The organism is Nocardia sp. NPDC060259 (assembly GCF_042728775.1).
In the GTDB taxonomy this organism is placed as follows: Bacteria; Actinomycetota; Actinomycetes; order Mycobacteriales; family Mycobacteriaceae; genus Nocardia.
Genome location: NZ_JBHXAY010000083.1, coordinates 21213 through 33183 on the forward strand (window position 1 = coordinate 21213; position 11971 = coordinate 33183).

Consider the following 11971-nt stretch of genomic DNA (forward strand, 5'->3'; position numbering starts at 1 on the left):
GGCGCATTCCGCCGCCCCGTGCGGTAACCCATTGCCCGCGCGGACCTTAGAAGAAGAGAGTTCCCGTGAACGAACAAGATCGCCGGCGCAAGCGTGCGCTGATCGTCTTCCAGATCGCCATCTACGGCTTCCTGCTGACGATGTTCCTGATCCAGATGCAGATGTACATGACCAGGGACTGGTAGGACCGCCATGACCGCAACCGTCGCCTTCGACCAGCACCACGAGGAAAGCAGGCTCGCGCAGCGGCGCGCCGATCGCTGGCTCACCGCGGGCACCGCGCTGATGGGCACCTATGTCCTCGGGATATTCGGCCTGCCACTGTTCCTGCGTGGGGTCTTGCTCCAGCGCAGAGCCCAGCGATCGGGGCTCTCGGTGCGGCCCGTGATCGTCACCCTGATCGGCTATCTCGTCATCCTGGACGCCTTCCTCAACACGGTCGGCTGGGCCCTCGACATCGGCGCCAGCCACACCCTGATCACCCGCGTGTTCTTCACCGCCTGGGGCAATTTCTTCGACGGCGGCTACTGGTGGCACTACAACGAACTCTGGATCGGCGGATCGGGCGCGCCGGGCGAGAAGGGCTGGGAGATCGCGTGCATCCTCGTCGTGTTCCCGATGCGCGTCGCCGCCGCGATCGCGTTCCTGCAGATGAAGCGGTGGGGACACCAGTGGCTGACGGTGACCTGCTGGTTCGGCGTGGTCATCTGGGTCGGCTACATCGTCAACATGACCGTCTACGCCGACATCCGGTTCGACAGTGTCGTGCTGCCGGTCATCGGCTGGTGGCTCTACGACATCTTCTACATCACGCCGTTCCTGGCGATCCCCTACCTGCACACCGTGAATCGCGAGATCTTCTCCGACTGAACCCGGCCCCGCTATCAGGAGTAACTCATGACCGACTCAGAAACCGGTGCCGGACAAGATCTTCCGCTCGGCACCACCCCGACGTTCGCCCGCATGCACAAATTCCTCAAACGCGGCATCTTCGTCTGCCTGTTCGCCCTCGTCATCGAGGGCGCGTTCACAGTGCCCGCCCTGGCCCTCTGGTACGGGTGGCCGACCTTGTCGCTGCACGAGATCTGTGACGAGATGATCAAGGTCCGCTACTCCGACGACTCGCTGACCTGTGAATATCCCGCGGCGTTCAACGCGCCGCCGCTGGGCGGCCAGGCCGAGGGCGCCGGGCAGACCACCGCCCGCGACGAGTGGGGTGTGCAACCGAAACCCGGGTGGGAACGCATCGGCTTCCGTGAACTGGTGCGACACCACGACGAGCGCGTCGCCCGGCAACAGGCCGACCGGGCCGGTCGGTGAACCCGCAGACACCGCATCCGGCGCATGTCCTCGTCGAGGGCACGCGCCGGGCGGTGCGCACCGCCCGCAACCGCATGTCCCCCGGTGCTTCGCGGGTGCCCTCGCAGTTCGCCGACATCACACCGGCGTGGCTGGCCACCGCACTCGGCAAGCCCGAGGGGTCGATCCGGGCGGTCACCGTCCTCGACAGCCATTCGGGCACCGCGGCCCGGGCTCGCATCGGTGTCGCCGCCGACGACGACAGCATTCCCGGCCGCCTGTTCGTGAAGCTGCCGCCGAGCGACTATCCGCAGCATGTCCTGCTCGATCTGTTCGGGCTGGCCGAGAAGGAGGTGCTCGCCTATCGGGCGCTGGGCGAGGACCCACCGGTGCGGATCCCGCGATGCCATGCGGCGGAGTGGGATCCACGGCGGTCGCGTTTCGCGCTGGTGCTCGAGGATCTCACCGCGACCGCACGGTTCCGGACCGTCGTCGACACGGTGAGCCGAGCCGAGGCCGAAGCAGTCGTCGACGCGATGGCCGACCTGCACTCGGCGTTCTGGAACAGCGACCGTTTCGCGGGCGATCTCGCTCCCCTCGCCCACCGCCCGGCGATCGAGACGCACCTGGGGACGATGATCCGCCGGCTCCTCCTGCGAAACATCAAGGGGCACACCGCCGACATGATCCCGGACGCGGTCGAGCAGGCCTGCCGGATCTTCTATCTCCGCAGCACCGAGATCCACGCCTTCTGGGCGAGCCCGCCGCAGACCCTGCTGCACGGCGACCCACACCTGGGCAACCTGTTCTTCGAGGACGACGTGCCGGGGTTCCTCGATTGGCAGATCGCGTCCGCCGGTGCGGGAATCCGCGATGTCGCGTATTTCCTGACCGCATCGGTGGATCCGGCCTTGCTGCGCACGATCGAGCGAGCACTGGTCCAGCGGTACGCGGACCGGCTCGCCACCGCGGGAATCACGGTCGACGGTGCGCGGTTGTGGACGCTGTATCGGGCAGCGGCCACCGACTGGTTCCTGGCCGCGGTGTGCACCGCCGAGGCCGGTGCGCGGATGCAGCCGCTGGAGGTGTCCCGGGAAGGTGTCCGCCGCGCGGTCGAGGCGGTCGAAGCGCACGACAGTTTCCGTGTGCTGACCGCGCTCGTGGACGGCCGGTGACATCGCCGTCCCGCTCCACCGGAATCAGGGGAGGCGGTGGAGCGGTCAGGGCTGGGCTCGCGAGTCGGTACCGATGTCGTCGATCAGGTTCCAGCGCAACGCCGTCGCGGTATCGATAGGGTCGCCGGTGAGCATCATCCAGGCCGCACGCCAACGCCCGATCCGCCGGGGGATGCTCACCGTGCCCCCGGCGCCGGGGACCAGTCCCATCGCGATCTCGGGCAACCGGAACTGGGTGCCCAGCGCCGCGACCAACTGTCCGGCGAAGGCCGACATCTCGATGCCCGCGCCGATGCAGGCGCCCTGGACGTGCACGATGGTCTGATCGCGCAGCCGGTCGATGATGCGCCACGGCGCCCGCTCGAGCCGGACCTCGTAGGCGGCGACGACGTCGGTGGCGGTGCCGAACTCGTCGAGATCGCCGCCACTGCAGAACACCGGGCCCGCCCCGGTTATCCGCACCCGCTCGACAGCGGGGTCGAGTTCGGCCAGGCGCAGCACCTCCAGGAGTTCCTCGCGCAGGCGCGCGCTCAGGGCGTTGCGACGTTCGGCATGATCGAGAACGAGCGCGAGCTCCGCGCCGGATCGGTCGAATCGCACCAGTGGGCGGTCCGGGAAGGTCACCGGACGCGGACCGCCCCGGTCGCGTAACCAGGTCCGGAACTCGGTGCCCGCCAACAGCATCGAGTACACCGCGGCCTCGCTGCTCAGTGCGACGGTGGTGTCCGCGACGCCGGTCTGGCGCAGGAGCCTGCCCAATGCCACGCTCGCCCGCGGATTGTGTCGTGTCGCCTCCTCGAGCTGCCGCACCGCCGCGTCGGGATCGGGGTGGGTCACGACCTGGCGGGATACCTCCGGACTGTCGCTCAGGGTCAGGGTCAGCGCGTCCAGGAGCGGGGTCACCGCAGGCGGTGCCGCGCCACGCAGGACACCGACGGTGATGCGGAGCGAGCCCGACAGCAGGGCCACCGTGTCGGCGATCCGGGCGGGCGACGCGTCGGCCCAGTCGTCCAGCGCCAGGACCAGCAGTGGCTGTACCGGCGTTCCGTCCGCGTCGAGATCGAGTTCGAAGTCCACCGGCGCCGGGTCGCTCACATATCGGCTCACCGGCCCATCGTGGCACGTCGGCCGTCGCGTCCTTCGCCCTAGTATCGAGCTGTGCCTTTCACCCGCTCGTCCGAGTCCGGTTCACCGGTGGTGGACTGGTCCGACAGTGGCGTGGTCGCGCTGACCGGACGGCCCGACGGGCCCGTGCTGATGCCGCCCGGGCGGGCAGCGACTCACGCTCGGGAGCTGATCTCCGTCCTCGCTACCGCTACCGGGACATCGATCGGGCTCGACGGCGCGCGCCTGCTCGGGGAACGCGCCGCGATCACCGGGCTTCGCCGCGGTGGCGAGGTCTCGGCAGGCCGCCATTGCCGGCTGCTGCGCACCGCCGACGGCTGGGCCGCGGTGTCCTGTGCCCGGCCCGGTGACTCCGACCTCATCGGCGCGCTGGTCGGCGTGAACCTCGACGGCGCAGATCCCTGGCCCGCGCTGACGCGCTGGGCCCGCGAGCATCCCGGCACCGAGCTGGGGCATCGCGCCGAACTGCTCGGTCTCGCGGCGGGTCCCGTCCGCACCCGCGCCGACAGCACGGTCCCGGGTCTCCCGGTTGCCTCCGACATCCGCCCGCCCGCTGCAACGCCATCGCCCGGCACGGCGTCCGGGATGACCGCTCGCCCGGTCGCCGGACTCCTCGTCGTGGATTTCAGCGCGCTGTGGGCGGGACCGCTCTGCGCGCATCTGCTCGGGCTGGCCGGTGCGCGCATCGTCAAGGTCGAAACGCCCGACCGCCCGGACGGTGCGCGGCGGGGCAATCCGGAGTTCTACGCGCTGCTGCACCACGGCCACGAATCCGTGGTGCTCGATCCCGAGGAACCGGGTGGCAGGCGCGCGCTGGCGGCGCTCGTCGACGCGGCCGACATCGTCATCGAGTCCTCCCGGCCCAGGGCGCTGGCCGGATTCGGTCTCGACGCCGCCCGCGCGGTCGCGCGCGGGACCTCCTGGATTTCGATCACGGCGGCGGGCCGATCCTCGCACCGGGTGGGTTTCGGCGACGACATCGCCGCGGCCGCGGGTCTGCTCGCCCACGACATCGGCACGAACACACCGGTGTTCGTCGGTGACGCGATCGCGGACCCGCTGACCGGTATCACCGCCGCCGCGCTCGCGGCCTCGGCGCCGGCCGACGGATCCGGCGTGCTCTGGGACCTCTCGATGACCGACGTCGTCACGGCGACCCTGACCGACGAACCGGCCGCACGCATCCGGCGCCACGGCGACCAGTGGATCGCCGACACCGAGGAGGGCCCGGTGCCGGTGGCCGACCCCACTCCCCGGGCACCGGCCGGTCCCGCACCGGAATCCGGCGCCGACACCGCCGGGGTGCTCGGCTCCCTCCGGATTCCGGTCCCGTGACCGTCATCGTGATCCGGCACGCCGAGGTCCACGGCGTCCCCGGTGTGGATGTGCGGCTCCGCGACGGACGCGTGGATCAGCTCGGCCGGAACCTGTCCGCCCGAGATGCCGCGGAGGTGATCGACGCACACGGTGGTGCGCTGATCCCTGGTCTGCACGACCATCACCTGCACCTGCACGCGATTGCCGCCGACGCGACCTCCACGCCTTGCGGACCACCCACTGTCCGGGACCGCGCCGCCCTCGCGGCGGTGCTGGCAGCCGCGCCCGGTGACGAACACGGCTGGGTGCGCGGCACCGGCTACGTGGACACCGTCGCAGGCGATCTCGACGCACCGGCACTGGACGCGCTGTATTCCGCACGCCCCGTCCGTATTCAGCATCGCAGCGGCGCGATGTGGATCCTCAACACCGCCGCCCTCGCCGCCGCGGGAATCAGCGGTCCCGCGCATCCGGGCGTCGAATGCGGCACCGACGGGCTTCCGACCGGCCGGATCTGGCGGGCGGACCCGTGGCTGCGCACCCGGCTGCCGCGCACCGGGCCGCCGCGGCTCGACGGGTTGGGTGCGACCCTCACGGGATTCGGGATCACCGGGGTCACCGACGCCACGCCGGACCTGTCCGACCGGTCGCACGCGGCGCTGGTCTCCGCCGTGGCCGACGGCGATCTACCACAACGGGTTTCGCTGCTCGGCGCCCCGCTCGGCAGCGCGCGGGAGTACCCCGATCGCGTCGGCGCCGGACCCTACAAGATCGTGCTGGCCGATTCCGGACTCCCGCTGTTCGACCACCTCGTCGCGCGCATCCGCGCCGCACACGCGGACCGCCGCGCTGTCGCGGTCCACTGCGTGACCCGCGAGGCGCTGGTCCTGCTGATGGCCGCGCTGGAGGTCGCCGGGTCGTTTCCCGGAGACCGTATCGAGCACGCGGCAATCGTGCCTGCCGACATCATCGACGCTCTCGCGAGCCGAGGCGTGCGCGTGGTCACCCAGCCCGGATTTCTCGCCCAGCGCGGCAGCTACTACCGTGACCACCTCGCCGACGACGACCTGGCCGATCTGTACCGCTGTCGCACCCTGCTCGACGCCGGTGTGGGTGTCGCGCTGTCGAGTGACGCGCCGTACGGTCCGATGGATCCCTGGGCCGTGATCGCGGCGGCCGTCCACCGCCGCCCGGAAACGGGCGAGGTCCTCGGTCCGGGGGAATGTCTTTCTCCCACACAGGCACTCGATGCCTACCTCGCGCCGCTGGACGATCCCGGCGGCCCGCCCCGGCGCATCCGGCCGGGCGGTCCCGCCGATCTCGTGCTGCTCCACGAACCCCTGCGCGGCGGTCTCGCCGCCGGCTCGGCCGACGTGGTCCGCCGGACGTTCCTCACCCGGGCTGCGACGTGACCGTCGCTCGCCGCCCCACCCCGCGGCAGCGTGTCAGCGGCACCGCGTCGACGATCTCGGCCGTTGAGACGTGCCAACCGCAGGGCAGGCCACAGGTGCGAAAGAGCCTGCGCTCCACGACACCCCGAGAGAAGGCGCGCGTGGTGACCGACGCCTGCGCCGCGTATCCGCACGACGGGCACTTCTCGAAATAGTCAAGCAGGTCGTGGGTCGTGGTGCCGATCAGATCACCGAGGACGGGCTCGTCGCCATCCGTACCGGGAAACCGAGGCGAGCCGGTTCCGGCGCCGTTGCGCTCGACCATCGAGCACCATCCTCTCGGGTGAACTAGTTACTGTCGATATTACAGTAATTAGTTCAGTCAGGTGTTCGTCTCGGCCGTTTTCCCGGTGACCACGACCGGCGCGTCGTCCGGGGCGGACTCGGACGCCTGCTCGTCCACCCCGGAATCGGTTGCGGCGGAACGCACTCGGCCGGGCGCCCAGAAGACGGTGACCACAGCCGCGGCGAGCACCCCGGTCCCCAGCACCGTGGCCGCCGCGCCCGACCCGTGGACGAAGGCCTCCTCGATCTGCTCGACGAGCGGACGCGCCGCGGGCCCGAAAACCCCGGCCGCCTCCAGCGCCGCGGCAGGCGAGGCCGCCACCGGCGCGCGCAACTCCAGCGGCAGCGCCGCCACCACCGGGCCGATCCGCTCCCGATACCCGGCAGCGAGCAGACTCCCGACGACCGCGATCCCGATCGCCGCGCCCACCTCACGGGTCGCATCGTTGACAGCCGCGGCGACACCGTGTTTGTGCGTCGGCACCGCGCCGACGATGGCCGCCGTGGCCGGTGTCGCGGACAGTGCGATACCGAAGCCGATCACGACCAACGCCCACAGCAGGTCGAGGTACCCGCTGCCTACCGACAGGCGGGCCAAGCCGTACATGCCCACCGCGGTGACGGCCAGTCCCGACGCCATCATCGCGCGCAACCCGACGCGCTCCGACAGCCACGGGGCGACCGGCGAGACCAGTATGAGGGGAACCATGATCGGCGCCACCGCCAGTGCCGCACCCAGCGGGCCGTACCCGAGCACCAGCTGCAGATACTGCACGACCAGCATGAAAACGCCGAACACCACGAGGAACTGGGCCGTGATGGTGAACGCTCCCGAACCGAACCGCCGGTCTGCGAAGAGCCGCACATCCAGCATCGGCGCGTCGGCCCGCAACTCCACCGCGACGAACAACGCAGCGGCACCGAGACCGACCGTGAGGAGAACGAGCACGAGCGGATCGCTCCACCCGACCAACGGCACCTCCGACGCCGCGAACACCACCGAACCGACGGCCACCGCCCCGACCACCGCACCGGCCGTGTCGAACCGGAGTCGCGACTCCTCGACGGATTCGGCCACCGTGCACGCGGCCACGGCCAGGATCAGCCCGGCACCGGCCATCGCCACGAGAATGGCCGTCCACGACCACCACATGAGCAGGGCGCCCGCACCCAGCAGTCCGATCGCGCCACCGCAGGCCACCGCCGCCGCCCAGATTCCGACCGCCAGCCCACGCCGCGACGCGGGAAACTCCGCGGTCAGCAACGACAGGGTCGACGGCATGACCAGCGCGGCGCCGGCACCGGTGACAGCACGCGCGGCGATGAGCCAGACCGGGCCCGACACCACCAGCGGGATCAGCGAACCGGCGGCCAGAACGATCAAGCCCGCCACCATCATCCGGCGGCGTCCGTACCGATCACCGAGGGCGCCACCGGGCAGCACCAGGCAGGCCAGTGCGAGGGTGTAGGAATCGGTGATCCAGGTCAATTGCTGCTGCGAGGCGCCGGTCGCGGTGGCGATGCTCGGCAGGGCCCCGTAGAGCGCGACCATGCCCGCGATCACGAGCCCGACCGCGAGACAGGCAACGAGCAGCGCCCAGACACGGGCGGCGCCGAGCCACTTCGAGTCGCGATTCCCTGTCATCCGACCCTCCACGATGCTCTGTCGAATCAACTACTGTAATTATTCCAGTAGAACGTATCATCAGCTCGTGACCGACGTGCTGCACGACCTCATGACCTGCCTGGATCTGCGCGAACCCGATCCGCGCGCGGACCGCACCGCGCCCTCGGCGCCGAGCGCAGCACCGCGGGTGCTCACCGGAGCCAATCAGCAACTGCCCCACCGGCGCCTGTTCGGCGGCCAGCTCCTCGCCCAGTTCGTGCGCGCGGCACACGTCCACGCGCCGGACCGGTCGATCAAATCCCTGCATGCCCTGTTCACCAGGGAAGGACGCACCGACGACCCGGTCACCTATCTCATCGACCCCGTCCACCTCGGACGCTCGTTCGGCGCGCTGACCGTCTCCGCGCGGCAGGGCGAACGAACGATCGCCACCTGCGCGATCTCCCTGCACAGCGACGAAGACGGCCCCGCGTATCAGCCGGACCACCCGGCCCTGTCGGTGCCCGGGGCCGAGCACCGCGTCGAGATCGAGCTCCTGCCCTGGGACACGCGAGCGACCTCGGCACCCGACGACGGCGACGCCGGCACCGACTTCGACCTGTGGATGCGCCTGCCCGGCAACGACTCCGGCCCCCGTGCGGCGCTGCTGGCGTATACGAGCGACCTCCATGTGATCGCGACCGCGCTGCGACCGTTTCCCGGCATCGACCACCACGGCAACGGCCGGGACTTCACCTCCGCCACCACCTCCCACACGCTCTGGTTCCACCACCCGATGCCCACCAAGGGCTGGCTCCTGCTGCGCCATCGTCCGGCGCTCGTCGGGCACGGCCGTTGCTACGGCCAGGGCGACGTCTTCGGCGAGGACGGCACCCTGATCGCCTCCTTCGCCCAGGAATCGCTGCTGCGATTCCCCGTCGGCACGACTCACCGATCCCGCCCTTGATCCATTACTGTATGGTTTACCGTAAATAAGACAATTACCCGTGGGGTGATCCAGGGCCACCGGGCCGTCCCGCCTTCGCCTCACGCGCAGCGCGGCCCGGAGCGACAACCCAGCTCCCGAGGAGGGCGACTGTGAGCAGCACCGACGAACAATTCCGTGCCGCACCGATTTTCGATGCCGACCAGCACATGTACGAGAACCCCGACGCGCTGACGAGGTACCTGCCGGACCGGTACGAGCGCGCGGTGCAGTTCGCCCAGATCGGCCGCCAGACCCGGATCGTGATCAACAACCAGGTCACCGACTTCATCCCGAACCCGACCTTCGAGCGGGTGGCCGCCCCCGGCGCACACGAGAAGTTCTTCGCCGGAGAGAACACCGAGGGACTCACTCTGCGCGAGATGCAGGGGCCCGCGATCGACGCGCCTTCGGGGACCCGGAACCCGGCGGACCGGATCGCCGAGCTCGATCGCCAGGGTGTGGTCGAAGCGCTGAACTACCCCACACTGGCCAGCCTGGTCGAGCATTCGGCCGCCGACGATCCCGCACTGACCCTGGCGATCATCCACGCCCTCAACCAGTGGATGGCCGAACACTGGACCTACAACTACGAGAATCGCGTGTTCTCGACGCCGATCATCAACCTGTCCGAAGTCGATGCGGCACAACGGGAACTCGCCTATGTCCTCGACCACGGCGCCAAGGCCGTGCTGATCAAGCCCGGACCGGTCAACGGGCTACACGGCTGGCGTTCGCCCGCCCTGCCGGAGTTCGACCCCTTCTGGCGCGATGTGGAGTCCGCAGGCCTGCCCGTCGTCCTGCACGCGAGCTACCCGCCGCTCGACAGCTATGTCGCCCGCTGGGAACCGCCGCACACGGCGAACTTCATGGCACAGAGCTCGTTCCGGTGGATGACCCTGGGGCATCGCGAGATCGCCGACATGATCACCAGCCTCATCTGTCACGGAACCCTGACTCGCTTCCCGAATCTTCGCATCGCCAGCGTCGAGAACGGCAGCTCGTGGATCCAGCCGCTGTTCCACGACTTCGAGGACCTCTACAAGAAGATGCCGCAGAACTTCCCCGAGCACCCGCACGAGGTGTTCCGGCGCAATATCTGGGTGAGCCCGTTCTGGGAGGGCTGCGTCGCCGACGTGGTCGACACGGTCGGATGGGACAAGGTGCTCTTCGGGTCGGACTACCCCCACCCGGAAGGTCTCGCCGAGCCCCTCGGCTACTGGAAGTACGCCGAGGACATGGACGTGCAGCGGACCTACGACTTCATGGGCGACAACGCGCGCCGGTTCCTCGGCCTGCCGATCGCCAACCCCGCGCCCACACCGCAGGCCGCGGAGACCGCGCCCGATCCGGTGTAGCGATGGGGCCGGTGCTCCCCACTCCGTGGAGAGCACCGGCGGGGTGGTCATCGCTACCGCACCGGAAGAACGACGGCCTGGATCCCGCACAGTGCGCTGCGTCCGGAAACTAGAACACGTTCTATATTGCCTGTTACCATCAGCGACATGGGGAGACCAACCGTGGATCGCCACACCTCCGCCCCCGGATGGAAACGAATCCGGGCCAGGTTCGCGCTGCACGATTTCCATCCGGATCTGCGTTCGATGGCGGCGGTCGCGCCGAGCCGCGCCATCTCCCGCAGGTCGCTGCCGTTGTTGCGGGGGCTCGTTCGGATTCTGCGGCTGCGCTCCTCTCCCCATGCCACCGAGGCGACCACCGATGCCGGGGTCCGGATCCGGCTGCACCGCCCGCGCCACCCGGTGGCCGGTCCGCTGCCCGCCCTGCTGTGGATTCACGGCGGAGGGTACGTCCTCGGCGTGCCGGAACAGGACGACGCGGCGTGCCGGGGTCTCGCCGAGTCGCTGGGGATAGTGGTTGCCGCGGTGGACTACCGGCTCGCTCCCGAGCATCCGTATCCCGCGGGACTCGAGGACTGCTACGACGCGATGAGCTGGCTTGCGCGGCGCCCCGATATCGACGCGCGACAGGTGGCGATCGGCGGCGCCAGCGCGGGCGGCGGCCTCGCCGCGGCCTTGGCGCTGCTCGCCCGGGACCGCGGAGAGGTCGCGCCCGTATTCCAGCTGCTGGTCTATCCGATGCTCGACGACCGGACCTCGGCCCGGTCCGACCTGGACGACACCCGGTGGCGGTTGTGGGATCGGCGCAGCAACCACTTCGGCTGGGCTGCCTACCTCGGTGACACCGACCCGGAGATCGCCGTACCTGCACGCCGCAGCGACCTTTCCGGTACCGCGCCCGCCTGGATCGGTGTCGGCACCGCCGACCTGTTCCACGACGAGTCCACGGCGTACGCGAAGCGTCTAGCCGACGCCGGCGTCCCGTGCGCCGTCGAGATCGTCACGGGCGCATTCCATGGTTTCGACCTGGTCCTGCCGAAAGCACCGGTATCGCGGTCGTTCTTCGCGAGTCAACGCGACGCACTGCGCGCGGCGCTCGTCGACCGGGCCTGATCCCGCGGCTTCCGCAATCGTTCGGACCACGCTCGACCACTCAATCCACGCGACCGCGGCCGTCGTCACGCTGCGACCACGCGCAGCGCGTACGAAGCCCTGCTGCGACGTCATGCTGCTGGTAGACCACTTCTGTGGACGATGGCGAGCGCGTCCGTTTGTGACCATTTTTGTGACCGTTTTGAGGCTGACGAGCCGGTATCCAGGATGATCTCCAGTGACGGCAGCGGCCCCCGGCGGGCGGGAAGGCCGGAGCG

11 protein-coding genes are annotated in these 11971 nt (G+C 69.8%); 8 read left to right on the plus strand and 3 right to left on the minus strand.

The features are described 5' to 3' along the window. The first annotated feature begins 192 nt into the window (after window positions 1-192). Genes ACFWF2_RS25070 through ACFWF2_RS25080 form a run of 3 tightly spaced genes read left to right on the plus strand, consistent with a single transcriptional unit; the run spans window position 193 to window position 2474 of the window. A complete protein-coding gene (locus ACFWF2_RS25070) occupies window positions 193-870 on the plus strand; it encodes a hypothetical protein (protein WP_379309890.1) in 678 nt (225 codons plus the stop codon). 27 nt (window positions 871-897) lie between these two features. Then, window positions 898-1320 (plus strand): hypothetical protein, encoded by a 423-nt coding sequence (locus ACFWF2_RS25075; protein ID WP_379309891.1) that lies wholly within the window; start codon window positions 898-900, stop codon window positions 1318-1320. Next, window positions 1317-2474 carry a phosphotransferase family protein gene (locus ACFWF2_RS25080; protein WP_379309892.1) on the plus strand — a complete coding sequence of 386 codons (1158 nt, stop codon included), beginning with the start codon at window positions 1317-1319 and terminating at the stop codon, window positions 2472-2474. Before ACFWF2_RS25075 ends, ACFWF2_RS25080 begins: the two co-directional genes overlap by 4 nt. 45 nt (window positions 2475-2519) lie before the next feature. On the opposite strand, the gene ACFWF2_RS25085 is transcribed toward ACFWF2_RS25080, so the two are convergent. Beyond that, entirely contained in the window at window positions 2520-3581 is a 1062-nt protein-coding gene (locus ACFWF2_RS25085; protein ID WP_379309893.1) for an enoyl-CoA hydratase/isomerase family protein, read from the minus strand. A gap of 51 nt (window positions 3582-3632) precedes the next feature. Between ACFWF2_RS25085 and ACFWF2_RS25090 the strand changes: the two genes are divergently transcribed. After that, complete coding sequence (locus ACFWF2_RS25090) at window positions 3633-4934, plus strand: CoA transferase (RefSeq protein ID WP_379309894.1); 1302 nt, start codon at window positions 3633-3635, stop codon at window positions 4932-4934. Further along, a complete protein-coding gene (locus ACFWF2_RS25095) occupies window positions 4931-6328 on the plus strand; it encodes an amidohydrolase family protein (protein ID WP_379309895.1) in 1398 nt (465 codons plus the stop codon). The genes ACFWF2_RS25090 and ACFWF2_RS25095 overlap by 4 nt, the downstream gene beginning before the upstream one ends. Here ACFWF2_RS25095 and ACFWF2_RS25100 read toward each other — a convergent pair. Both ACFWF2_RS25100 and ACFWF2_RS25105 read right to left on the minus strand, forming a co-directional pair. After that, window positions 6309-6632 carry a hypothetical protein gene (locus tag ACFWF2_RS25100; RefSeq protein WP_379309896.1) on the minus strand — a complete coding sequence of 108 codons (324 nt, stop codon included), beginning with the start codon at window positions 6630-6632 and terminating at the stop codon, window positions 6309-6311. The two genes, ACFWF2_RS25095 and ACFWF2_RS25100, sit on opposite strands and share 20 nt — an antisense overlap. A 57-nt stretch (window positions 6633-6689) precedes the next feature. Beyond that, a complete protein-coding gene (locus ACFWF2_RS25105) occupies window positions 6690-8297 on the minus strand; it encodes an MFS transporter (protein ID WP_379309897.1) in 1608 nt (535 codons plus the stop codon). A 67-nt stretch (window positions 8298-8364) separates the two neighbouring features. Here ACFWF2_RS25105 and ACFWF2_RS25110 point away from each other — a divergent pair, with 67 nt between their 5' ends. From ACFWF2_RS25110 to ACFWF2_RS25120, 3 genes are all read left to right on the plus strand, one after another. Continuing rightward, window positions 8365-9225 carry an acyl-CoA thioesterase gene (locus ACFWF2_RS25110; RefSeq protein ID WP_379309898.1) on the plus strand — a complete coding sequence of 287 codons (861 nt, stop codon included), beginning with the start codon at window positions 8365-8367 and terminating at the stop codon, window positions 9223-9225. A gap of 188 nt (window positions 9226-9413) precedes the next feature. After that, window positions 9414-10601, plus strand: a complete 1188-nt coding sequence (locus ACFWF2_RS25115; protein WP_379309902.1) for an amidohydrolase family protein — start codon at window positions 9414-9416, stop codon at window positions 10599-10601. Between the two features lie 246 nt (window positions 10602-10847). Beyond that, on the plus strand, window positions 10848-11714 hold the full coding sequence (locus ACFWF2_RS25120) for an alpha/beta hydrolase (protein ID WP_379309903.1): 867 nt from the start codon (window positions 10848-10850) through the stop codon (window positions 11712-11714). Window positions 11715-11971 lie beyond the last annotated feature (257 nt).